Origin of the sequence: Pantoea sp. ANP04 (assembly GCF_041982285.1) — a bacterium.
GTDB lineage: Bacteria > Pseudomonadota > Gammaproteobacteria > Enterobacterales > Enterobacteriaceae > Pantoea > Pantoea eucalypti.
The window spans coordinates 17,082-40,513 of the sequence record NZ_JAUTYS010000003.1 but is presented as its reverse complement, the minus strand read 5'-3'; the positions used below and the strand labels follow the sequence as shown (position 1 = coordinate 40,513).

Annotated in this window: 21 protein-coding genes; 17 read left to right on the top strand and 4 right to left on the bottom strand. The window is 53.6% G+C overall.

Translation table 11 applies throughout. The features are described from left to right. Positions 1–101 precede the first annotated feature (101 nt). Positions 102–1,547, top strand: a complete 1,446-nt coding sequence (gene degP, locus Q7C21_RS05040) for a serine endoprotease DegP (protein WP_008925630.1) — start codon at positions 102–104, stop codon at positions 1,545–1,547. A 184-nt stretch (positions 1,548–1,731) separates the two neighbouring features. After that, the gene (locus tag Q7C21_RS05035; protein ID WP_105099576.1) at positions 1,732–2,889 is read left to right on the top strand and encodes a CdaR family transcriptional regulator; all 1,158 of its coding nucleotides are present in this window, start codon (positions 1,732–1,734) and stop codon (positions 2,887–2,889) included. Positions 2,890–2,950: 61 nt separating this feature from the next. Here the strand turns inward: Q7C21_RS05035 and Q7C21_RS05030 are convergent, their stop codons facing one another. The 4 genes from Q7C21_RS05030 to map all read right to left on the bottom strand — a co-directional run bounded on the left by Q7C21_RS05030 (position 2,951) and on the right by map (position 7,991). After that, complete coding sequence (locus Q7C21_RS05030) at positions 2,951–3,343, bottom strand: DUF3461 family protein (RefSeq protein ID WP_008925632.1); 393 nt, start codon at positions 3,341–3,343, stop codon at positions 2,951–2,953. 224 nt (positions 3,344–3,567) lie between these two features. Beyond that, the gene (dapD, locus tag Q7C21_RS05025) at positions 3,568–4,392 is read right to left on the bottom strand and encodes a 2,3,4,5-tetrahydropyridine-2,6-dicarboxylate N-succinyltransferase (protein ID WP_008925633.1); all 825 of its coding nucleotides are present in this window, start codon (positions 4,390–4,392) and stop codon (positions 3,568–3,570) included. Positions 4,393–4,475: 83 nt separating this feature from the next. Then, positions 4,476–7,130, bottom strand: coding sequence for a bifunctional uridylyltransferase/uridylyl-removing protein GlnD (gene glnD, locus Q7C21_RS05020; RefSeq protein WP_105099577.1), 2,655 nt, complete (start codon positions 7,128–7,130; stop codon positions 4,476–4,478). 66 nt (positions 7,131–7,196) lie between these two features. Beyond that, on the bottom strand, positions 7,197–7,991 hold the full coding sequence (map, locus tag Q7C21_RS05015; RefSeq protein WP_105099578.1) for a type I methionyl aminopeptidase: 795 nt from the start codon (positions 7,989–7,991) through the stop codon (positions 7,197–7,199). A 318-nt stretch (positions 7,992–8,309) separates the two neighbouring features. Here map and rpsB point away from each other — a divergent pair, with 318 nt between their 5' ends. The 15 genes from rpsB to rnhB all read left to right on the top strand — a co-directional run bounded on the left by rpsB (position 8,310) and on the right by rnhB (position 23,401). Next, positions 8,310–9,035, top strand: a complete 726-nt coding sequence (gene rpsB, locus Q7C21_RS05010) for a 30S ribosomal protein S2 (RefSeq protein ID WP_008925636.1) — start codon at positions 8,310–8,312, stop codon at positions 9,033–9,035. A gap of 182 nt (positions 9,036–9,217) precedes the next feature. Beyond that, on the top strand, positions 9,218–10,069 hold the full coding sequence (gene tsf / locus Q7C21_RS05005; protein WP_008925637.1) for a translation elongation factor Ts: 852 nt from the start codon (positions 9,218–9,220) through the stop codon (positions 10,067–10,069). 157 nt (positions 10,070–10,226) lie between these two features. After that, positions 10,227–10,952, top strand: a complete 726-nt coding sequence (pyrH, locus tag Q7C21_RS05000) for a UMP kinase (RefSeq protein WP_003852654.1) — start codon at positions 10,227–10,229, stop codon at positions 10,950–10,952. 143 nt (positions 10,953–11,095) lie between these two features. Further along, a complete protein-coding gene (gene frr / locus Q7C21_RS04995; RefSeq protein WP_003852653.1) occupies positions 11,096–11,653 on the top strand; it encodes a ribosome recycling factor in 558 nt (185 codons plus the stop codon). Between the two features lie 111 nt (positions 11,654–11,764). Further along, entirely contained in the window at positions 11,765–12,961 is a 1,197-nt protein-coding gene (gene ispC / locus Q7C21_RS04990; protein ID WP_008925638.1) for a 1-deoxy-D-xylulose-5-phosphate reductoisomerase, read from the top strand. 181 nt (positions 12,962–13,142) lie between these two features. Continuing rightward, the gene (ispU, locus tag Q7C21_RS04985; protein WP_003852651.1) at positions 13,143–13,895 is read left to right on the top strand and encodes a (2E,6E)-farnesyl-diphosphate-specific ditrans,polycis-undecaprenyl-diphosphate synthase; all 753 of its coding nucleotides are present in this window, start codon (positions 13,143–13,145) and stop codon (positions 13,893–13,895) included. Between the two features lie 18 nt (positions 13,896–13,913). Beyond that, entirely contained in the window at positions 13,914–14,771 is an 858-nt protein-coding gene (gene cdsA, locus Q7C21_RS04980; RefSeq protein ID WP_033743116.1) for a phosphatidate cytidylyltransferase, read from the top strand. A gap of 12 nt (positions 14,772–14,783) precedes the next feature. Further along, positions 14,784–16,130 (top strand): sigma E protease regulator RseP, encoded by a 1,347-nt coding sequence (gene rseP, locus Q7C21_RS04975; protein ID WP_003852647.1) that lies wholly within the window; start codon positions 14,784–14,786, stop codon positions 16,128–16,130. A gap of 51 nt (positions 16,131–16,181) precedes the next feature. After that, entirely contained in the window at positions 16,182–18,593 is a 2,412-nt protein-coding gene (bamA, locus tag Q7C21_RS04970) for an outer membrane protein assembly factor BamA (RefSeq protein ID WP_003852645.1), read from the top strand. Between the two features lie 110 nt (positions 18,594–18,703). After that, positions 18,704–19,201 carry a molecular chaperone Skp gene (skp, locus tag Q7C21_RS04965; protein ID WP_003852644.1) on the top strand — a complete coding sequence of 166 codons (498 nt, stop codon included), beginning with the start codon at positions 18,704–18,706 and terminating at the stop codon, positions 19,199–19,201. Between the two features lie 3 nt (positions 19,202–19,204). Continuing rightward, positions 19,205–20,230, top strand: a complete 1,026-nt coding sequence (gene lpxD / locus Q7C21_RS04960) for a UDP-3-O-(3-hydroxymyristoyl)glucosamine N-acyltransferase (RefSeq protein ID WP_008925640.1) — start codon at positions 19,205–19,207, stop codon at positions 20,228–20,230. A 152-nt stretch (positions 20,231–20,382) separates the two neighbouring features. After that, positions 20,383–20,838 carry a 3-hydroxyacyl-ACP dehydratase FabZ gene (fabZ, locus tag Q7C21_RS04955; RefSeq protein WP_003852639.1) on the top strand — a complete coding sequence of 152 codons (456 nt, stop codon included), beginning with the start codon at positions 20,383–20,385 and terminating at the stop codon, positions 20,836–20,838. A gap of 3 nt (positions 20,839–20,841) precedes the next feature. Beyond that, positions 20,842–21,630, top strand: a complete 789-nt coding sequence (gene lpxA / locus Q7C21_RS04950; RefSeq protein ID WP_003852636.1) for an acyl-ACP--UDP-N-acetylglucosamine O-acyltransferase — start codon at positions 20,842–20,844, stop codon at positions 21,628–21,630. A gap of 3 nt (positions 21,631–21,633) precedes the next feature. After that, a complete protein-coding gene (gene lpxB, locus Q7C21_RS04945) occupies positions 21,634–22,782 on the top strand; it encodes a lipid-A-disaccharide synthase (RefSeq protein WP_003852634.1) in 1,149 nt (382 codons plus the stop codon). After that, positions 22,775–23,401, top strand: a complete 627-nt coding sequence (gene rnhB, locus Q7C21_RS04940; RefSeq protein WP_008925641.1) for a ribonuclease HII — start codon at positions 22,775–22,777, stop codon at positions 23,399–23,401. Before lpxB ends, rnhB begins: the two co-directional genes overlap by 8 nt. Positions 23,402–23,432 lie beyond the last annotated feature (31 nt).

Here is a 23,432-nt window from a genome sequence, read left to right as displayed (position 1 = left end):
TACCTTTGACTTAAACTTTTAAAGGAATTTCGCGCTAAAACATTTATCTCACCTTTCGACCACAGCAATGGTCTGAACAGTAATCTTATCGAGAAATGAAAATGAAAAAAAAGACTTTAGTGTTAAGTGCGCTGGCGTTGAGCCTGAGCATGGCGCTCGCCCCAGTTACTGTTTTTGCTGCGCAAACGGCCTCTTCCGATAGCCAGCAACTCCCTAGCCTGGCGCCCATGCTGGAAAAGGTAATGCCGTCTGTGGTCAGTATCAGCGTTGAGGGTACCACCACCGTGAAAACCCCGCGCATGCCGCAGCAGTTTCAGCAATTCTTTGGCGACAACTCGCCCTTCTGCCAGGACGGTTCTCCGTTCCAGGGATCACCCATGTGTCAGAGCGGTGACGGCGCGGGCGGTAACGGTGGCGCGCCAGGCCCTGATACCCAGCAGGAAAAATTCCGGGCTCTCGGGTCGGGCGTCATCATCAACGCTGAAAAAGGCTATGTGGTGACGAACAACCACGTGGTGAACAACGCCACTAAAATTCAGGTGCAGCTCAGCGATGGTCGTCATTATGACGCCAAAGTCATTGGTAAAGATCCCAGCTCTGACATTGCACTGATTCAGCTGAAGGACGCTAAAAATCTGACTGCTGTGAAAATCGCTGACTCCGACAGCCTGCGCGTCGGTGACTACACCGTGGCGATCGGCAACCCGTATGGTCTGGGTGAGACCGTCACCTCCGGGATCGTCTCGGCGCTGGGACGCAGCGGCCTGAACGTGGAAAACTACGAAAACTTTATCCAGACGGATGCGGCAATTAACCGGGGTAACTCCGGTGGTGCGCTGGTTAACCTTAATGGTGAACTGATAGGGATTAACACCGCTATTCTGGCGCCGGATGGCGGCAACATCGGTATCGGCTTTGCTATCCCAAGCAACATGGTTAAAAACCTGACGGCTCAGATGGTTGAGTTTGGTCAGGTGAAACGTGGCGAGCTGGGCGTGCAGGGGACTGAACTGAACTCCGAGCTGGCAAAAGCGATGAAGGTTGATGCACAGCGTGGTGCCTTTGTCAGCCAGGTGCTGCCAGACTCTGCGGCGGCTAAAGCGGGTATTAAAGCGGGTGACGTGATTGTTTCAATGAATGGCAAACCGCTGAGCAGCTTTGCTTCTCTGCGTGCGGAAGTGGGTTCGCTGCCGGTTGGCACCACACTGAAACTGGGCCTGCTGCGCGACGGCAAACCCGTTGATGTCTCGGTTACCTTGCAGCAGAGCAGCCAGGCGAAAGTGCAGTCCGCCACCATTTACAACGGCATTGAAGGGGCTGACCTCAGCAATGTTGAAACCGGTGATAAAGGTGTTCGCGTGGATAATGTGAAACCCGGCAGCGCCGCAGCGCGTATCGGCCTGAAAAAGGGTGACGTGATCCAGGGAGTTAACCAGCAGCCGGTAACCAACCTCGGTGAGCTGCGAAAAGTCCTCGACACCAAACCAGCCGTTCTGGCGCTGAATGTGAAACGTGGTGACAGCAGCATCTATCTGCTGATGCAGTAACGGTATAACAACTGTTCATGAGGCGGACTGCGGTCCGCCTTTTTTATGCCCGCCTTCCGCGCCGCCAGAGTGTGATGCTCTCCGCAAATTCGGTAAATGATTGCCCGGCTCTGTGCAGTTGCACAATGCTCTGTGCGCAACCCATGCGTATTCTGTTTCTCACCCTCTTTTCCAGGAGTAATGGATGGCTACCTATCACCTTGATGCCCGGCTGGCGCAGGATATCGTGGCACGCACCATGAAAATTATTGACAGTAATGTCAACGTGATGGATGCGCGGGGCCGGATCATCGGCAGCGGTGACCGGGAGCGTATTGGGGAGTTGCACGAAGGTGCGTTGCTGGTGCTCTCTCAGGGGCGTGTTGTCGATATTGATGAGGCGGTTGCTAAACATCTTCATGGTGTGCGGCCCGGCATTAATCTGCCGCTGCGCATCGACGGTGACATTGTCGGGGTCATTGGGCTGACGGGCGAGCCACTGGCGCTGCGACATTATGGCGAACTGGTCTGCATGACCGCAGAGATGATGCTGGAACAGGCGCGATTGCTGCATATGCTGGCGCAGGACAGCCGTCTGCGTGAAGAGCTGGTGCTGAACCTGATCCGCAGCGATACCCTGTCGCCACAACTGACTGAATGGGCACAGCGGTTGGGCATCGATCTCAATCAGCCGCGTGTGGTCGCCGTGCTGGAAGTGGACAGCGGTCAGCTCGGCGTCGACAGCGCGATGTCAGAATTACAGCAGCTGCAAACGCTGCTGACCACGCCGGAGCGCGATAATCTGATCGCTATTGTGTCGCTGACCGAAATGGTGGTGCTGAAGCCCGCACTGAATGGACATGGACGCTACGACCAGGAGGATCATCGCCGCCGCGTGGAACAGTTACTGCAGCGGATGAAAGAGAGCGGACATTTACGGATGCGTATCGCACTGGGCAACTTCTTTAGCGGGCCTGGCAGCATTGCACGCTCTTACCGGACCGCACGCACCACAATGATGGTGGGCAAGCAACGTATGCCCGAGTTACGCAGCTATTTTTATCAGGATCTGGTGTTGCCGGTGCTGCTCGACAGCCTGCGTGGCGGCTGGCAGGCCAACGAACTGGCCCGGCCACTGGCGAAGCTTAAGAGCATGGATAACAACGGCTTGCTGCGACGCACGTTAATCGCGTGGTTCACCCATAATGTCCAGCCAAGCGCCACCGCGCGTGCGCTGTTCATTCATCGCAATACGCTGGAATATCGGCTAAACCGGATTTCTGAACTCACCGGACTGAATCTTGGCCATTTCGATGACAGGCTGTTGCTCTATGTGGCTTTACAGCTGGATGAGCAGGGATAGGAGCCGAATTCAGGGCATAAAAAAAGGCCAGCAAAGCTGGCCTCTCTCGTCGGACAAAAAATTAACGGCTGTTACGGGTTAATTTTTCCAGATCCGATTCAATTTCAGTGATCTTGTGGGAAACCACGCTTTCCAGGTGACGCAGGTCATCCAGAATTTTGCGTTTCAGATCCACTTCAACCTGGTCACGCTGGCAAATCTGGTCCAGTTCATCGATGACATAACGCAGATTCGGGCTGATTTCCTGAACTTCTTTGTAGCCCTGGGTTGCGTGATCGGCAACAACAGTTTTGCGCTGACGCGGATATTTGAATTTGACGCTCTTTGCGAAAAACTCGCCTTTATCTTTGCGGAAGTAAATCTTCAGAATGTCGTTGTTGGCTTCCTGACGCAGGCTGTAGCGGTCAATGTCGTCCGGGTTACTGATACCTAAGCTTTTCAGATTGTCATACATAGCGTTGTTTCCATCAAAAGTGAGAAGCGCGCAGACTTGTTCATGACGTCCGTCAACTGTAGACATAAATAAGCGGGATGAACATTGCGCGACAGGATTTAACTGGCGCGGATTATGACCTGGATGAAAACTAAACGCACCAGTTAATTCGCGACGCGAAGCATGTTGTTCAGGAATAGCTGTAAAGAAAAGATGACGGGCTGCTTTCCAGCCCGTCATTTTACTCAGTCGATGGTGCGCAGCAGTTCGTTAATGCCGGTTTTACCCAGCGTCTTCGCATCCACTTTCTTCACGATCACGGCACAGTAGAGGCTGTAGCTGCCATCTTTAGACGGCAGGTTACCTGAGACCACGACGGAACCGGCAGGAACACGGCCGTAGTGGACTTCACCGGTTTCGCGGTCATAGATTTTGGTGCTCTGACCGATGTAAACGCCCATTGAGATCACTGAGCCTGCTTCAACAATCACGCCTTCAACGATTTCAGAGCGTGCACCGATGAAGCAGTTGTCTTCGATAATGGTCGGGTTTGCCTGCAACGGTTCCAGCACACCACCGATACCCACGCCGCCAGAAAGGTGAACGTTTTTACCAATCTGCGCACAGGAGCCGACAGTCGCCCAGGTGTCCACCATAGTGCCTTCATCCACGAAGGCGCCGATGTTGACGTAAGAAGGCATCAGGACCGTGTTGCGGGCGATATAAGCACCCTGACGAACAGCTGCAGGCGGCACGACGCGGAAACCCGCTTCTTTGAAACGCGCTTCATCCCAGCCAGCAAATTTCATCGGGACTTTGTCGTAGAAGCGGGTTTCTGAACCTTCCATTACCTGATTGTCATTAATGCGGAAAGAGAGCAGCACTGCTTTCTTCAGCCACTGATGCGTTACCCACTCGCCGTCGATCTTCTCAGCAACGCGCAGCTCACCGCTGTCCAGCAGGGAGATAACCTGGTTGATGGCATCGCGGGTTTCGCTGTCGACGCTGGCAGGGGTAATGTCAGCGCGACGTTCGAAGGCGGATTCAATAACGCTCTGTAACTGTTGCATATTTTTTTCCTGATCTGTCATGTGCGGTGCCGGACAACAGCCCGACACAAGTAAATAGAGTAATGTCTACAAATTGAATCTGGTCACACTTTATCGTTTGGATTAAGGGCCTCTGTCAACCGTTGTTGCAACGCTTTGCGCATTTCTTCATCCAGTGCCTGACGTTCGCTGTTGGCCAGAATAAATAAATCTTCGACCCGCTCGCCGATGGTGCTGATGCGTGCACCGTGCAGTGAGACACCCAGATCGGCAAAGACTTCGCCGACCCGCGCCAGCAGGCCTGGCTGATCCAGCGCCACCAGTTCCAGGTAGCTGCGACGGTCAGTGTGCGTTGGCAGAAAGTTCACTTCGGTATCCACGCTGAAATGCCGCAGTTTGGCCGACGGACGACGGGTACGCGGCGGCACCCAATCTGACTGAGTGATTGCCTGTTCCAGCGCCTGAATGATCATCGGATGGCGATCGGGGGAGAGCGGGCTGCCATCCGGTTCCAGCACAATAAAGGTATCCATTGCCATGCCGTCCCGGCTGGTGAAGATTTGCGCGTCGTGAACGCTGAGGTTACGACGGTCGAGTTCACCGGCCACAGCAGCAAACAGATGAGGCCGATCGGGACTCCAGATAAAAATTTCGGTCCCGCCACGGGTGGCCTGCGGGCTGACCAGCACCAGCGGTTTTTTCAGATCGTGAACCAGCAGGTGGCGGGCATGCCACGCAATCTGATTCGGCGTATGGCGCAGGAAGTAGTCCGCGCGGCAACGATTCCAGATCTGGTGCAGACGCTCTTCATCAATGTTATCCATCCGCAGCAGTGCCAGTGCCTGCAGGCGATGATGACGCACCCGTTCCCGCAAATCCGGACTGTTTTCCATACCGCGTCGTAACTGCTTCTCGGTGGCGAAAAACAGCTCGCGTAACAGGCTCTGCTTCCAGCTGTTCCACAGACTTTCATTGGTGGCGCAGATATCGGCCACGGTCAGACAAACCAGATAGCGCAGCCGGTTCTCATTCTGCATCACCTCAGCAAACTGCTGGATCACCGTCGGATCCTGAATATCGCGACGCTGCGCCGTGACAGACATCAGCAGGTGATGACGAACCAGCCAGGCCACCAGTTGAGTTTCACGCGAGTTAAGGCCATGCATTTCAGCGAACTCAAGCGCATCCTGCGCGCCAAGAATAGAGTGATCGCCGCCGCGCCCTTTGGCAATGTCATGCAGCAGCGCAGCCATCAGTAACAGCTCCTGCTGCGGCAGGCGTGGCCATAACTCGACACACAGTGGATGCTGAGGACGGGTGGCTTCATTGGCGAAGCTTTCCAGCTTCTGCAGGACACGAATAGTATGCTCATCCACGGTGTAGGCATGGAACAGATCAAACTGCATCTGTCCGACGATATGCCCCCACAGCGGTGTATAGGCCCACAGCACGCTATGACGATGCATCGGCACCAGCGCCCGGCTCACCGCGCCGGGATGGCGCAGAATTGACATAAACGTGCGTCGCGCTTCCGGAATCTGACACAGCGGCTGTTTAAGATGTCGACGTGCATGGCGCAGGTGACGCAGGGTGGTGGAGTAGATCCCTTTGATACTGTCGTTACGTACCATCACGTAGAACATACGCAGAATCGCCTGCGGCTCGCGGGTGAACAGCGTTTCGTCGCGCAGGTCGATCAAATCACCCCGCAGCTGGAAATCGTCGTCGATAGGCCTGGGTTTTTCACTGGTGGAGAGCGCCAGAATCGCCTCATCAAACAGCTGCAGCAGCATCTGGTTCAGTTCACCGATACGCCGTGTGACCCGATAGAAATCCTTCATCATGCGTTCGACCGGCTCATTGCCTTCGCCCTGGTAATTCAGGCGCTGCGCCACACTGAGCTGGCGATCGAATAGCAGGCGGTTATCGTAGCGGGGGAGGGAAAGATGCAGGGCAAAGCGGATGCGCCAGAGAAACTCCTGACATTCGTTGAGTTCGCTGCGCTCAGCGTCAGTGAGGAAACCAAAGCCGACCATCTCATCCAGGGTAGTGGCACCAAAATGGCGTCGGGCAACCCACTGCAGCGTATGGATGTCTCGCAGGCCACCGGGACTGCTTTTGATATCGGGCTCGAGGTTATAACTGGTGCCGTGATAACGCTTGTGGCGCTCCTGCTGCTCATCAATTTTGGCGGCGAAAAAGCGGGATGAGGGCCAGAAACCGTCGCTGAAGATATTTTTCTGCAGTTCCAGAAACAGCGCCACATCGCCAGTCAGCATCCGTGATTCGATCAGGTTGGTGGCGACGGTCAGATCAGACAATCCCTCCAGCAGACACTCTTCCAGCGTGCGGACGCTGTGGCCCACTTCCAGTTTAAGATCCCACATCAGCGTTAAGAGATCGCTGGTGCGTTGCGCAGCCTGTTCATCCAGCGGCTGGCGGCTGAGGATCAGAACATCGATATCAGAGAGCGGATGCAGTTCGGCACGGCCATAGCCGCCAACGGCGACCAGCGCGGTAGACGGCATTTCATCAAAGCCAAAGAAGCGCCACAGGCGACGCAGCAGCCGATCAATAAACAGCGTGCGGGCATCGATCAGCGGCTCAACGGGTTCACCGGCATCAAACGCGGCAGCCAGATGTTGCTGAAACAGCTCCAGCCTCGGCTTCAGAATGTCGCGGGTCAGCTGGTTGTCACCCCATTCGGCTGGCGAATCAACCAGACCGTTTTTCACATCTTCCGACAGACTCACGCTCATGCAGCTCTTCTCTTTTTTAGCCAAAAAAAAGCCGGCTCAGCGCCGGCTTGATCTGTTTTGGGGGAATTACCCTTCGGCGACGAGCACAGCGGGCAGCGCGTCGTCTTTGCGCAGGGTTAAAATCTCACAGCCGTTTTCCGTCACCACAATAGTATGCTCATACTGCGCGGACAAGCTGCGATCTTTGGTTTTTACCGTCCAGCCATCTTTCATGGTGCGGATGCGGTAATCCCCGGCATTGACCATCGGTTCTACTGTAAAGGTCATACCCGCCTGTAACACGACGCCGCTATCATCGGCATCGTAATGCAATACCTGAGGCTCTTCGTGGAACCCCTTGCCGATGCCGTGACCGCAATATTCGCGTACGACAGAGAAGTCGTTTGCTTCAACATACTTCTGAATGGCACGACCCAACTCGCGCAGGCGGATGCCGGGCTTAATCAGACGCAGGGAAAGATAGAGGCTCTCCTGCGTGACGCGGCACAGGCGCTCACCCTGAATAGTGGGTTTACCAACAATAAACATCTTTGAGGTATCACCGTGGTACTCATCTTTAATGACGGTGACATCGATATTGACGATATCGCCATCTTTCAGAGGGCGATCGTCACTGGGAATCCCGTGACAAACCACTTCATTCACCGAGATGCAGACTGATTTCGGAAAACCGTGATAGCCAAGGCAGGCAGAGACGGCCTGCTGCTTCTGCGTGATGTGTTCGTGGCAGATACGGTCCAGCTCGCCGGTGGTGACACCCGGTTGAACATGAGGCTCGATCATCTCCAGCACTTCGGCGGCCAGTCGGCCCGCGACGCGCATTTTTTCGATTTCTTCAGGGGTTTTGATTGAAATTGCCATTAAATTAATCCGCAGTTGTCGAAATTTTCGACAATAATAAGGTCTGTGCTGTCATGTTAGCAGCCAGCAAATGGGCTGCCAAATAGAGAACGCGCTGGCGCTCATCAGTGATCATTTATTGGCGTCCCATGGTGGTTTGTGGTATAAAGCGCGCCGACGATTCTCTGTATGGCTGTTTCGGTCAGCAGGAAACGCATAACTCTCATTATGTGTAATAAAACACACATGTATCGACACATACGCCGGGGTGCCTTGAAAGAGGTCGGTCGTATGGGATACATGGAGGCCCAACCCCAATCAAACTTTAGAGGTTTTATCATGGCAACTGTTTCCATGCGCGACATGCTCCAGGCTGGTGTTCACTTCGGTCACCAGACCCGTTACTGGAACCCAAAAATGAAGCCATTCATCTTTGGTGCACGTAACAAGGTTCACATCATCAACCTGGAAAAAACTGTACCTATGTTCAACGAAGCTCTGGCTGAACTGAACAAGATCTCTTCCCGTAAAGGTAAGATCCTGATCGTAGGTACTAAGCGCGCTGCTGCCCAGGCAGTAAAAGAGTCTGCACTGAGCTGCGACCAGTTCTTCGTAAACCACCGCTGGTTGGGTGGCATGCTGACCAACTGGAAAACCGTGCGTCAGTCAATCAAGCGTCTGAAAGATCTGGAGATTCAGTCTCAGGATGGCACTTTCGACAAACTGACCAAAAAAGAAGCGCTGATGCGTGCGCGTGAGCTGGCCAAGCTGGAAAACAGCCTGGGCGGTATCAAAGACATGGGCGGTCTGCCAGACGCACTGTTTGTTGTTGATGCTGATCACGAACACATCGCAATCAAAGAAGCAAACAACCTGGGTATCCCGGTATTTGCTATCGTTGATACCAACTCAGATCCAGATGGCGTTGATTTCGTTATCCCAGGTAACGACGATGCGATCCGTGCTGTAAACCTGTACCTGACTGCCGTTGCGACTACCGTTCGCGAAGGCCGCTCTCAGGACCTGGCTGAGCAAGCTGAAGAAGCGTCTTTAGAAAACGCTTAATTAAGGTTTGCTCTGCATAAGAGCCCTTAGCATTCAGATGTGATCTGTAAGGGGCCTATACTGGCCCCTTTATTTTATCTAAGTCTGTCACGCCCCCAACCGGACGGCGGGACAGAGTAAATTTTCCGCAAATAAGTGTCTGCTGGTGCAAACGTACTCAGGCACGAACCGAGGATTCTGGAATGGCTGACATTACCGCTGCATTGGTAAAAGAACTGCGCGAGCGTACTGGCGCTGGCATGATGGATTGCAAAAAAGCGCTGACTGAAGCGAACGGCGACATTGAGCTGGCGATTGAGAACATGCGTAAGTCTGGCGCAATCAAAGCAGCGAAAAAAGCAGGCAACGTTGCTGCTGATGGCGTAATCAAAACCAAGATCGTTGGCGACTACGGCGTGATTCTGGAAGTGAACTGCCAGACTGACTTCGTTGCAAAAGATGGCGGTTTCCAGGCGTTCGCAGACAAAGTTCTGGAAGCGGCTGCCGCTAATCGCGTTACCGACGTTGAAGTTCTGAAAGCGCAGTTCGAAGAAGAGCGCGTTGCACTGGTTGCTAAAATCGGTGAGAACATCAACATCCGTCGCGTTGCAATCCTGGAAGGCGCAGAGCTGGGCAGCTACCTGCACGGCGCACGTATCGGCGTTCTGGTTTCAGCGAAAGGCGCTAACGAAGATCTGATCAAACAGATCGCAATGCACGTTGCAGCAAGCAAACCTGAATTCGTTAAGCCAGAAGACGTTTCTGCTGACGTGGTTGATAAAGAGTACCAGGTTCAGCTGGACATCGCGATGCAGTCTGGCAAGCCAAAAGAGATCGCAGAGAAGATGGTTGAAGGCCGTATGAAGAAATTCACCGGCGAAGTCTCTCTGACAGGTCAGGCTTTCGTTATCGACCCAAGCAAAACCGTTGGCCAGGCTCTGAAAGAGCAGGGCGCTGACGTGATTAACTTCATCCGCTTCGAAGTGGGTGAAGGCATCGAGAAAGTTGAGTCTGACTTCGCTGCAGAAGTTGCAGCAATGTCCAAACAGTCTTAATGCTTTGAAAGAACCGCCATCCGGCGGTTCTTTTTTGTCTGTGAATCGCAACAGACACGTTTTCAGTTTCATCCCAATAGCATTTTCTTTGCGGTAAGCGGATGATCGATCAGAATTTACTTCTCCTTTACACCCAATCTTCCAGGAAGAACTGACCATGGCGACCAACGCAAAACCTGTTTATCAACGTATCCTGCTTAAACTCAGCGGCGAAGCTCTGCAAGGCGCTGAAGGTTTTGGTATCGACGCGAGTGTGCTTGACCGCATGGCACAAGAGGTAAAAGAGCTGGTTGAACTGGGCATCCAGGTTGGCGTAGTGATTGGCGGAGGGAACCTGTTCCGTGGCGCAAGCCTGCAGCAGGCAGGGATGAACCGCGTCGTGGGTGACCACATGGGTATGCTGGCAACCGTGATGAACGGCCTGGCGATGCGTGATGCACTGCACCGCGCCTATGTGAACGCACGCCTGATGTCAGCGATTCCACTGAATGGCGTCTGCGACAACTACAGCTGGGCAGAAGCGATCAGCCTGCTGCGTAACAACCGCGTGGTGATTTTCTCCGCCGGTACCGGTAACCCGTTCTTTACCACCGACTCTGCGGCGTGTTTGCGCGGCATTGAGATTGAAGCGGACGTGGTGCTGAAAGCGACCAAAGTTGACGGCGTCTACTCTGCCGACCCGGTGAAAAGCCCGGACGCAACGCTTTATGAGCAACTGAGCTATGCTGAAGTACTGGATAAAGAGCTGAAAGTGATGGATCTGGCGGCCTTTACCCTGGCGCGTGACCACAAATTGCCTATCCGTGTTTTCAACATGAATAAACCTGGCGCACTGCGTCGTGTAGTGATGGGTGAAAAAGAAGGGACTCTGATTACGCATTAATACCCGAGGCGAGATAAAATAAGGTATATTCTGTCAGCGCGATGAGAATGCATCGCGCACCAGTCAGGATTATCGATGATTATCGATCCCGCTTCCGGTTATGCCGGAACTGGCCAGGTCAAACCGAATCCAAGGGTTTCAACGTGATTAACGACATCAAAAAAGATGCTGACACGCGCATGGAAAAATGCGTTGAAGCATTCAAAACTACCATCAGCAAAGTGCGCACCGGTCGTGCTTCACCTTCGCTGCTTGACGGCATCGTCGTCGAATATTACGGCACGCCGACGCCACTGCGTCAGCTGGCTTCTGTCACTGTGGAAGATTCACGCACGCTGAAAATCAACGTGTTTGACCGTTCACTGAGTCCGGCAGTCGAAAAAGCGATCATGAAGTCTGATCTCGGTCTGAACCCTAGTTCAGCCGGTACCGACATCCGTGTTCCGCTGCCTGCCCTGACAGAAGAGCGTCGTAAAGATCTGATTAAAATCGTGCGCGGCGAAGCCGAGCAGGGCCGTGTGTCGGTACGTAACGTCCGTCGCGATGCCAACGATAAAATCAAAGCGTTGCTGAAAGATAAAGAGATCAGCGAAGACGACGAACGTCGTGCGCAGGATGAAGTGCAAAAAATGACCGATGCGTACATCAAGAAAGTTGATGCCGCACTGTCTGAAAAAGAGTCGGAGCTGATGGATTTCTAATCCCATCACTGCCGGACAAAACGCCGTACAGAGAGGTATTCGTATGAATGCGACATCTGGCGGCGTTTTACATTGTGCCTGAGGGCACGCTGACTTCACACGGATAGCCTCATGAAGCGATTAACTCTGCTGGGATCCACCGGCTCGATCGGCACCAGTACGCTGGCAGTGGTTCGCGCCAACCCGGCGCTTTATCAGATTACTGCGCTGGTCGCTGGCCACAATGTGGCGCTGATGGCCGAACAGTGTGCGGCTTTTACGCCGCGCTACGCCTGCATGGCAGATGAGGCATCCGCCGCTGCGCTGCGTGAGCGACTGAGAGCAATCAGGATCGATACTGAAGTGCTCTCCGGCGTTCAGGCAGCCTGTGAGCTGGCTGCGCTGGATGACGTGGATCAGGTGATGGCGGCAATTGTCGGCGCATCCGGTTTGCTGCCGACGCTGGCAGCCATTCGCGCCGGAAAAACGGTGCTGCTGGCCAACAAAGAATCGCTTGTCACCTGCGGCCGTTTGTTTATGGAGGCGGTGCGTCATCATAACGCGCAGTTACTACCAGTCGACAGTGAGCATAACGCCATTTTTCAGAGTTTACCGGCTACCATCCAGCATCAGTTAGGTTACGCTGACCTGCGGGATAATGGCATTGAGTCGATTATCCTTACGGGATCGGGTGGTCCTTTTCGTGACACAGATTTAGCTGATCTTAGCGCTATGTCGCCGGATCAGGCCTGTGCACATCCGAACTGGTCGATGGGGAGAAAAATCTCTGTTGATTCGGCCACCATGATGAATAAAGGTCTTGAGTACATTGAAGCCCGTTGGTTGTTTAATGCCAGCGCAGCGCAGATGGAAGTGATACTTCACCCACAGTCGGTGATTCACTCCATGGTGCGATACTGCGATGGCAGCGTGCTGGCTCAGTTAGGTTCTCCCGATATGCGTACGCCTATTGCCCACAGCATGGCCTGGCCATCGCGCATCAATGCAGGTGTGACGCCGCTGGATTTTACCCGCATGTCGGCGCTCTCTTTTGCAGAACCTGACTTTAGTCGCTATCCCTGTCTGAAACTGGCCATTGATGCCTGTGAGGCAGGGCAGGCGGCGACCACCACGCTAAATGCTGCCAATGAGGTTGCCGTCGCGGCTTTCCTGAATCACCAGATCCGCTTCACCGACATTGCCGCGCTTAATAGCGCAGTGATGGCGGCACAAGTGTGTCCGGAGCCGGATTCGGTGGACGCTGTCCTTGACATCGATCGCACTGCGCGCGCGCTGGCAACAGAAATGTTGCCGCGCTTCACGTCGTGAAACCGATCGTTATGAGGCCATTTGTTCGCTTCAGGTGAAAATGGTATAGTCGCTGGCTGGCGTTTCACGGTCTGTCACCGAATTCGGTGTAGCCCGGCACTAAGCGTGTGCCGGGATTTGAATCGGGCGCAATGTATTCAGAAAACACAGCATTTCTGATGAAAGGAATTGGTTAAGCGTTATGTCGTCTAACAATCACAACAACACTGATGACCAGCAGGGAAACGGTCCGCGCCACGTCGCTATCATCATGGATGGCAATGGTCGCTGGGCCAAAAATCAGGGAAAATTGCGTATTTCAGGCCACAAAGCCGGTGTTAAATCGGTGCGTCGTGCCGTCAGCTTTGCGGTCAATAACAATCTTGAAGCCCTGACGCTTTATGCCTTCAGTAGTGAAAACTGGAGCCGTCCTGCGCAGGAAGTCACCGCGTTAATGGAACTGTTTGTCTGGGCACTCGACAGTGAAGTAAAGAGCCTGCATAAACACAACGTTCGCTTACGTGTCATTGGCGATACCAGCCGTTTCAGCCCCCGCATTCAGGAACGTATTCGTCGTTCTGAGACCCTGACTGCAAATAATACCCGTCTGACGCTCAACATTGCTGCCAACTATGGCGGCCGTTGGGATATTATCGAAGGCGTGAAAAAACTGGCTGAACAGGTTCAGGAAGGATTACTGCGACCTGACCAGATTACCGAAGAGAGCCTGACGTCGCAGCTCTGCATGCAGGAGCTGGCGCCAGTGGATTTAGTGATAAGGACCGGGGGAGAGCATCGGATTAGCAACTTCCTGCTGTGGCAGATTGCCTATGCTGAATTCTATTTTACCGATGTGCTCTGGCCGGATTTCGATGAACACGTTTTTGAAGGTGCACTGAATGCATTCTCTCTGCGGGAGCGTCGTTTTGGCGGCGCTGCACCAGGCGGCGCCTGAGCAATCTGGGGGTAACCTTTGCTGAAGTCTCGTCTTATTACCGCGTTGATATTAATTCCGCTGGTAATAGCTGCACTATTCTGGTTACCGCCTGTTGGCTTCGCCCTGACAACGATTGTTATCTGCATGCTGGCAGCCTGGGAATGGGGTCAGTTTGCAGGCATGGCATCACGGCAACAGCGTGTCTGGCTGGCTGTACTTTGTGGTCTGTTGCTGGCGCTGATGCAGTTTACGCTGCCACCTTATCAACACACGGTGCATCTGCCACAGATTGCGACATCGCTTTGGGCGTCGCTGGTGTGGTGGGTCGCGGCACTGCTGCTGGTGCTTACCTATCCCGCTTCCGCGGCTTTCTGGCGTCATTCGCGTCCACTTCGCTTACTGTTTGGCGTATTAACGCTGGTGCCCTTTTTCTGGGGCATGGTGGCGCTGCGCCAGTATCACTATGAAACCGACCACTTCGCCGGAGCCTGGTGGCTGCTGTTTGTGCTGCTGCTGGTGTGGGGAGCGGATTCCGGTGCTTACATGTTTGGCAAGATGTTCGGCAAGCACAAGCTGGCGCCGAAAGTCTCACCAGGCAAAACCTGGGAAGGCTTCCTGGGCGGCCTGGTTTCATCGGCGCTGATTGCGCTGCTGTTTGCCACGCTGGCGCCGCTGACGGTCTCCACCGGTACGCTGGTGATTTGCGCGGTTATCGCGACGCTGGCCTCTGTTCTGGGTGACCTCACCGAGAGTATGTTTAAACGTGAAGCGGGCATTAAAGACAGTGGTAATCTGATTCCCGGTCATGGCGGCATGCTTGATCGTATTGATAGTCTGACTGCGGCGGTGCCGGTGTTTGCCTGTTTATTGCTGCTGGTGTTCCGCACCCTTTAAGGACAGGCAAAGATGTTGAGCATAATCTGGAGTTTCTTCGCCTTTATCGTTGCGCTGGGCGTGTTGATTACCGTGCATGAGTTTGGCCACTTCTGGGTCGCTCGTCGCTGTGGTGTCAAAGTTGAGCGCTTTTCCATTGGATTTGGTAAGGCGCTCTGGCAGCGACGTGACCGCCACGGCACCGAATTTGTCATCGCGCTGATCCCGCTCGGCGGCTACGTTAAAATGCTCGACGAACGCGTCGAAAGCGTGCCCGCCGAGTTGCGTCATCAGGCTTTTAATAACAAAGCCGTCTGGCAACGCGCCTCCATTATTGCGGCAGGGCCTGTCGCTAACTTTATCTTTGCCATCTTTGCCTACTGGGTTGTGTTTATTCACGGCGTACCGGGTGTACGCCCGGTAATCGGTGAAATTTTAAACGGTTCGGTCGCTGCAGAAGCGCAAATTACGCCCGGCATGGAACTTAAGGCTGTTGACGGTATCGAAACGCCTGACTGGGATGCTGTGCGTATGGCGCTGGTGGGTAAAATCGGCGATAGCAGCACCACGTTAACCGTGGCCCGATTTGGCGAAGATGCAACCCAGCAGAAGCAGCTGGATTTGCGTAACTGGCAGTTTGAGCCTGATAAGCAGGATCCGGTCGTTGCATTAGGGATTCAGCCACGCGGTCCGCAAATTGAGACCACACTGGCAGAAGTGCAGGCGAACTCGCCAGCGAGTGAAGCCGGTTTGCAAGCAGGCGACAGGATCGTTAAAGTCGATGGTCAGCCATTATCGCAGTGGCAGACTTTTGTCACGCAGGTCCGGGATAATCCCGGTAAAAGCATGGCGCTTGAAGTGGATCGCGGCGGTGAATCAATTGCGCTGACGATGACGCCAGAAGCGAAAAATGGCAGTAAGGCGGGCTTTGCGGGAGTGATTCCGCGTATCGTCCCGCTGCCAGAAGAGTACAAGACGGTAAGGCAGTATGGCGCATTTGCGGCAATCGGTGAGGCCAGTGTAAAAACCTGGCAATTGATGAAGCTCACTGTTTCCATGCTGGGCAAGTTAATAACGGGTGATGTGAAGCTGAACAACCTGAGCGGGCCAATTTCGATTGCGCAGGGTGCAGGATTGTCAGCTGAGTACGGGTTGATTTACTACCTGATGTTCCTGGCGTTGATTAGCGTCAACCTGGGCATCATCAACCTGTTCCCTTTGCCGGTTTTAGATGGTGGGCACTTGCTCTTCCTTGCGATCGAAAAGATCAAAGGTGGACCGGTGTCCGAGCGAGTTCAGGACTTTAGTTATCGCATCGGTTCGATTTTACTGGTGCTGTTAATGGGGCTTGCACTTTTCAATGATTTCTCACGTTTGTAACCGCTGGAACGCGAACATTCGAGGGATGTGTTAGGAAAACGCATAACAACGATGGCGATGAAAAAGTTGCTCATAGCGTCGCTGCTGTTTAGCAGCGCCACCGTTTACGGTGCAGACGATTTCGTGGTGAAGGATATTCATTTCGAAGGGCTGCAGCGAGTCGCCGTCGGCGCGGCTCTGCTGAGCATGCCAGTACGGGTTGGCGATACGGTGAATGACGATGATGTCAGAAATACCATTCGCTCGCTGTTTGCTACTGGCAACTTTGAGGATGTTCAGGTCCTGCGAGACGGTACAACGCTGATTGTCCAGGTCAAAGAACGTCCTACCATTGCCAGCATTACCTTCACCGGTAACAAAGCGGTGAAAGAGGATCAGCTCAAACAAAATCTGGAAGCCTCAGGTGTGCGTGTCGGCGAAGCGCTGGACCGCACCACTATCTCTTCTATTGAGAAAGGCCTTGAGGATTTCTACTACAGCGTCGGTAAATACACCGCCAACGTGAAAGCGGTGGTGACACCCCTGCCGCGTAACCGTGTCGATCTGAAGCTGGTCTTTACCGAGGGTGTCTCTGCCAAAATTCAGCAGATCAACATTGTCGGTAATAAAGCCTTTAGCTCTGATGAACTGATCTCCCGTTTCCAGCTGCGTGATGAAGTGCCGTGGTGGAACGTAGTAGGCGATCGTAAATACCAGAAGCAGAAACTGGCAGGTGACCTTGAGACTCTGCGCAGCTTCTATCTGGATCGCGGCTATGCACGCTTCAATATCGATTCGACACAGGTCAGCCTGACGCCAGATAAAAAAGGCATCTACATCACGGTGAACATCACCGAGGGTGACCAGTACAAAATTGCTGGCGTAATCGTCAATGGCAGCATGGCGGGTCACTCCGCAGAAATTGAACATCTGACCAAAATTCCGGCAGGCGAGCTCTATAACGGCGCCAAAGTCACGAAAATGGAAGATGACATCAAGAAACTGCTGGGCCGCTACGGCTATGCCTATCCGCGTGTAGTCACACAGCCAGAAATCAACGACGCCGACAAAACCGTGAAACTGCACATCAACGTGGATGCGGGTAACCGTTACTACGTGCGTAATGTTCGTTTCGAAGGTAATGACACGTCAAAAGACTCGGTGTTACGTCGCGAAATGCGTCAGATGGAAGGCGCATGGCTGGGCAGCGATCTGGTTGAACAGGGTAAAGAGCGTCTGAACCGCACCGGTTACTTTGAAACCGTGGATGTGGATACCCAGCGTGTACCAGGCTCGCCTGACCAGGTTGACGTGGTCTACAAAGTTAAAGAGCGTAACACCGGTACTTTCAACTTCGGCGTCGGTTACGGCACTGAAAGTGGTGTGAGTTTCCAGGTTGGCGTAACGCAGGATAACTGGCTGGGCACCGGTAATACCGTGGGCATCAGCGGGACCAAAAACGATTACCAGACCTATGCTGAATTCTCGCTTACTGACCCTTACTTCACCGTTGACGGTGTGAGTCTGGGTGGTCGTCTGTTCTACAACGACTTCAAAGCAGACAATGCTGACCTTTCTGACTATACCAACAAGAGTTATGGTCTGGATGGCACACTTGGCTTCCCGGTTAACGAAAACAACACCCTGCGTGTCGGTCTGGGCTATGTCCACAATGACCTGTCAAACATGCAGCCGCAGGTTGCGATGTGGCGTTACCTTGACTCGGTTGGTAAGCCGCAGCAGCTTAATGACAAAGGCGAATTCTCAGCAGATGACTTCACCTTTAACTACGGCTGGACTTACAACACCCTGGACCGCGGATTCTTCCCGACATCCGGTAACCGCACTAACCTGAATGGTAAAGTGACGATTCCTGGTTCAGATAACAGCTTCTATAAGGCCACGCTCGATAGTCAGCAGTATGTGCCGATTAACCAGGATCGTACCTGGGTGCTGTTGGGACGTGGTCGTATCGGCTATGGCGATGGACTCGGCGGCAAAGAGATGCCGTTCTACGAGAACTTCTATGCCGGTGGTTCAAGCACGGTTCGCGGCTTCCAGTCCAACACCATTGGACCGAAAGCAGCCTACTTTAATAACAACTCGTCGAACTGCCGAATCGCTGATCCAAATGGCGTTTGTAAGTCTGACGATGCGGTGGGCGGTAACGCCATGGCGATCGCCAGCCTTGAGCTGATCACGCCAACGCCGTTCCTGAGCGAGAAGTATGCTAACTCGGTGCGTACCTCGGTGTTTGTCGATGCCGGTACCGCGTGGGATACCCATTGGGAAAATACAGCGGAAACGCGTGCGGCAGGCATTCCTGACTACAGCGATCCAAACAACATTCGTGTATCAAGCGGTGTTGCGTTGCAGTGGATGTCACCGCTTGGCCCGCTGGTGTTCTCTTACGCCCAGCCGTTCAAGAAAGTCGATGGAGACAAGTCAGAGCAGTTCCAGTTTAACATTGGTAAAACCTGGTAATGTTCTGAGCAAGGATGCATAGCTGAAGTATTGCTGCCGGGCAGCACCTGTTGCTGTTCCGGCGCAAACACTGTGTCGCTGACACAAACGTTGATGGTAAGGAGTTTATAGTGAAAAAGTTGTTGTGTGCCGCAGGTCTGGGTCTTGCTTTAGCGGTTTCCGCTGGTGTTCAGGCTGCTGACAAAATTGCAGTGGTAAACGTGTCCAGCATTTTCCAACAGTTACCGCAACGTGCGACTGTTGCTAAACAGCTGGAAAACGAGTTCAAAGGCCGTGCAACTGAGTTGCAGAGCCAGGAGCGCGATCTGCAAACTAAAATGCAGCGTCTGCAGCGTGACGGTTCTACCATGAAGGCAAGCGAACGCAGCCGCATGGAAAAAGATGTCATGTCTCAGCGTGAAGCGTTCTCTTCAAAAGCACAGGCTTTTGAGCAGGATAACCGTCGTCGTCAGATGGAAGAGCGTAACAAGCTGCTGAGCCGTATTCAGGATGCCGTTAAGAAAGTCGCTGACAGCGATGGTTACGACGTCGTGATCGACGCCAACGCGGTGGCTTATGCATCAAACGCAAAAGACATCACAGCTGACGTGCTGAAACAGGTTAAATAATTCATGTCATCTATTCGACTGGCTGATTTAGCCCAGCAGTTGGATGCAGAATTGCACGGAGATGGCGATATCGTCATCTCCGGCATTGCTTCTATGCAATCCGCCACAACTGGCCAAATCACTTTTCTTGCAAACAGCCGTTACCGCGAGCAACTCGCCCTGATTAAGGCCTCAGCCGTGGTGCTGACGGAAGCGGATCTGGAGTGGTGTAATACCGCAGCGCTGGTAGTGAAAAATCCCTACCTGACTTATGCGCGTATGGCACAAATACTCGATACCACGCCACAGCCGGCGCAAAATATCGCCCCCAGCGCGGTAATTGACCCCTCAGCCCGACTCGGCAACAATGTCGCCATTGGCGCCAATGCAGTGATCGAAGCGGATGTTGAGCTGGGTGACAACGTAGTTATTGGTGCGGGATGTTTTGTTGGCAAAAAAACCCGTATTGGCAGTGGCACCCGTCTCTGGGCCAACGTCTCTGTTTATCACGAGATCGAAATTGGCCAGGATTGTCTGATTCAGTCAGGTACCGTCATCGGTTCTGATGGTTTCGGCTATGCCAACGATCGCGGTAACTGGGTGAAAATCCCGCAGTTAGGCGCGGTAATTATCGGCGATCGCGTCGAAATAGGGGCCTGCACCACCATCGATCGCGGTGCGCTTGATAACACTCTGATCGGCAATGGTGTTATCATAGACAACCAGTGCCAGATCGCTCACAACGTAGTTATTGGCGACAATACTGCGGTTGCAGGCGGTGTGATCATGGCGGGTAGTCTGAAGATTGGACGTTACTGTATGATTGGCGGTGCCAGCGTCATTAACGGCCATATGGAAATCTGTGACAAAGTAACGGTGACCGGTATGGGTATGGTCATGCGTCCTATCACAGAGCCAGGCGTTTATTCGTCAGGCATTCCGCTGCAACCCAACAAAACCTGGCGTAAAACTGCAGCGCTGGTGATGAACATCGATGATATGAGCAAACGCTTAAAAGCCATCGAGCGCAAGGTCGGCAAAGACGACTAACCGCCATCCCAAAACTGACCGGCTTTCATAATAAAAATGTTAAGCAGGGAAGCCCGGCGCCACAGTACCTATTTGCGGCCTGCGGAAGATCATTTTGATCTGTGCAGGCCGTGTTATTGATGTCATCAGATTTTTAGGACAGGAAGAGTATTTTGACTACTGAAACTCATACTCTGAAAATTGAAGAGATTTTAGAGCTGCTGCCGCATCGCTATCCGTTTCTGCTGGTAGACCGTGTGCTGGAATTTGAAGAGCACAAATACCTGCGTGCAGTGAAGAACGTTTCTGTTAATGAACCGTTTTTCCAGGGGCACTTCCCTGGTAAACCGATTTTTCCTGGCGTTCTGATCCTGGAAGCGATGGCGCAGGCCACCGGTATTCTGGCGTTTAAAAGCGTAGGTAAACTGGAGCCAGGCGAACTCTATTACTTTGCCGGTATCGACAGTGCCCGCTTTAAGCGTCCTGTGGTACCAGGTGACCAAATGATCATGGAAGTCACTTTCGAGAAAACCCGCCGTGGTCTGACCCGCTTTAAAGGCGTGGCGACTGTTGACGGTAAAATCGTTTGTGAAGCGACCATGATGTGTGCCCGCAGCCGGGAGGCATAATTCGTGATTGATCCAACCGCCACTATCCATCCCAGTTCTGTCATCGAAGAGGGCGCTATCATTGGCGCCCGTGTTCACATTGGCCCGTTTTGCTTTATCGGCGCGAATGTTGAGATTGGTGAAGGAACAGTACTGAAGTCACACGTTGTGGTGAATGGCCACACGCGTATCGGTAAAGATAATCAGATCTACCAGTTTGCCTCAATTGGCGAAGTGAATCAGGATCTGAAATATGCCGGTGAGCCAACACGGGTTGAGATCGGTGATCGCAACCGTATTCGTGAAAGCGTGACGATTCATCGCGGCACCACGCAGGGTGGCCATGTCACCACAGTGGGCAGCGATAATCTGCTGATGGTCAATGTCCACATTGCGCATGACTGCGTGATTGGTAACCGCTGTATCTTCGCGAACAATGCCACCCTGGGTGGTCACGTGACGGTCGATGATTTCGCCATTATTGGCGGCATGACAGCGGTACATCAGTGGTGCATCATCGGTGCGCACGTGATGGTTGGTGGCTGTTCCGGCGTGGCGCAGGATGTTCCGCCTTACGTTATTGCGCAGGGTAACCATGCGACGCCGTTCGGTATCAATATTGAGGGTCTTAAGCGTCGTGGCTTCAGCAAAGAGTCGTTGCATGCGATTCGCAACGCTTACAAGCTGCTCTATCGCAGTGGCAGAACGCTGGAAGAAGTGAAGCCGGAGATCGAAGCCATTGCGCAACAGCACAGCGAAGTGCAGCCTTTCTACGACTTCTTTACCCGTTCAACCCGTGGATTAATTCGTTAATCCATGTCAGCGCGTCCTTTAACGATTGCCCTGGTCGCCGGAGAAACCTCCGGCGATATTCTTGGTGCAGGTCTGATTCGTGCCCTGAAAGTGCGCCATCCTGATGCACGCTTTGTCGGTGTGGCGGGCCCACTGATGCAGGCTGAAGGGTGTGAAGCCTGGTATGAGATGGAAGAGTTAGCGGTAATGGGCATTGTCGAGGTGCTGGGTCGCCTGCGACGCCTGCTGACAATCCGCCGCGATCTCACCCGACGTTTTAGCGAGCTCAGACCCGACGTTTTTGTCGGTATTGATGCGCCCGATTTTAATATCACGCTGGAAGGCAATCTCAAACGTACGGGCATCCGTACGATCCACTATGTCAGTCCTTCGGTGTGGGCATGGCGGCAAAAGCGCGTGTTTAAGATTGGCCGAAATACCGATCTGGTGCTGGCCTTCCTGCCGTTTGAAAAAGCCTTCTACGATCGTTATAACGTTCCCTGCCGCTTTATCGGTCACACCATGGCGGATGCCATGCCGCTGCAACCTGATAAGCAGGCTGCGCGCCGTCATCTCGGCATTGCGGACGATGCGCTCTGTCTGGCACTGCTGCCGGGCAGTCGTGGTGCGGAAGTGGAAATGCTCAGTGCTGACTTCCTGAAAACAGCCCAATTATTGCGTCGTCACTATCCGGCGCTGGAAATCGTGGTGCCGCTGGTTAACGCCCGTCGCCGTGAACAGTTTGAGAAGATTAAAGCTGACGTTGCGCCTGAACTGCCGATGCATCTGCTGGATGGACAGGGTCGTGAGGCGATGATTGCAAGCGATGCCGCACTTCTGGCATCCGGGACTGCCGCACTGGAGTGCATGCTGGCAAAATGCCCGATGGTCGTCGGTTATCGCATGAAACCGGCCACTTACTGGCTGGCGAAACGGCTGGTGAAAACCCCTTACGTCTCGCTGCCAAACCTGCTGGCAGGGCGTGAGCTGGTCAAAGAGTTACTACAGGATGCGTGTCAGCCCGACGCCCTGGCTGCAGCGTTAGATCCGCTGTTGCATGCCGGGCCTGAGCGCGAAACTTTGCTGCAGACGTTTCATGAATTACATCAACAGATCCGCTGGAACGCCGATGAGCAGGCAGCGGATGCAGTACTGGAGCTGGTGAATGCCTGATTTTATCTATCCTGTCGCCAGACTGATTGCCGGTGTGGACGAAGTGGGGCGCGGTCCGCTGGTTGGCGCGGTGGTCACTGCTGCGGTGATCCTCGATCCGGCAAATCCGATTACCGGCCTGGCGGACTCGAAGAAACTGTCGGAAAAACGCCGCCTGGCGTTGTACGACGAAATCAAAGAGAAGGCGCTGGCATGGAGTCTGGGACGCGCAGAACCTGAAGAGATCGATCAGCTCAACATTCTGCACGCTACCATGCTGGCGATGCAGCGTGCGGTAGCTGGCCTGAGTATCCAGCCCGACTATGTGCTGATTGATGGTAACCGTTGCCCGGCATTGCCTATGCCTTCACAGGCCGTCGTCAAAGGGGATAGCCTGGTTGCCGAAATCAGTGCAGCATCGATCATCGCCAAAGTCTCGCGGGATCGTGAGATGGCCGAACTGGATCTGCTGTTCCCGCAGTATGGTTTTGCACAACACAAAGGCTATCCAACGGCGCTGCATATGGAAAAGCTGACACAATATGGCGCCACGCCGCACCACCGTCGTAGTTTTGCGCCCGTACGTAATGCGCTGCTCGATGCTGAAGTACTGGCTGCCCGCCAGACCCTTACGCTTTAATAGCCTGACGCTGTTTTAACCGGAAACTGAT

Coding starts and splice junctions, on each gene's coding strand:
- degP (WP_008925630.1), top strand. CDS start 102: ATGAAAAAAAAGACTTTAGTGTTAAGTGCGCTGGCGTTGAGCCTGAGC.
- Q7C21_RS05035 (WP_105099576.1), top strand. CDS start 1,732: ATGGCTACCTATCACCTTGATGCCCGGCTGGCGCAGGATATCGTGGCA.
- Q7C21_RS05030 (WP_008925632.1), bottom strand. CDS start 3,343: ATGTATGACAATCTGAAAAGCTTAGGTATCAGTAACCCGGACGACATT.
- dapD (WP_008925633.1), bottom strand. CDS start 4,392: ATGCAACAGTTACAGAGCGTTATTGAATCCGCCTTCGAACGTCGCGCT.
- glnD (WP_105099577.1), bottom strand. CDS start 7,130: ATGAGCGTGAGTCTGTCGGAAGATGTGAAAAACGGTCTGGTTGATTCG.
- map (WP_105099578.1), bottom strand. CDS start 7,991: ATGGCAATTTCAATCAAAACCCCTGAAGAAATCGAAAAAATGCGCGTC.
- rpsB (WP_008925636.1), top strand. CDS start 8,310: ATGGCAACTGTTTCCATGCGCGACATGCTCCAGGCTGGTGTTCACTTC.
- tsf (WP_008925637.1), top strand. CDS start 9,218: ATGGCTGACATTACCGCTGCATTGGTAAAAGAACTGCGCGAGCGTACT.
- pyrH (WP_003852654.1), top strand. CDS start 10,227: ATGGCGACCAACGCAAAACCTGTTTATCAACGTATCCTGCTTAAACTC.
- ispC (WP_008925638.1), top strand. CDS start 11,765: ATGAAGCGATTAACTCTGCTGGGATCCACCGGCTCGATCGGCACCAGT.
- ispU (WP_003852651.1), top strand. CDS start 13,143: ATGTCGTCTAACAATCACAACAACACTGATGACCAGCAGGGAAACGGT.
- rseP (WP_003852647.1), top strand. CDS start 14,784: ATGTTGAGCATAATCTGGAGTTTCTTCGCCTTTATCGTTGCGCTGGGC.
- bamA (WP_003852645.1), top strand. CDS start 16,182: ATGGCGATGAAAAAGTTGCTCATAGCGTCGCTGCTGTTTAGCAGCGCC.
- lpxD (WP_008925640.1), top strand. CDS start 19,205: ATGTCATCTATTCGACTGGCTGATTTAGCCCAGCAGTTGGATGCAGAA.
- lpxB (WP_003852634.1), top strand. CDS start 21,634: ATGTCAGCGCGTCCTTTAACGATTGCCCTGGTCGCCGGAGAAACCTCC.
- rnhB (WP_008925641.1), top strand. CDS start 22,775: ATGCCTGATTTTATCTATCCTGTCGCCAGACTGATTGCCGGTGTGGAC.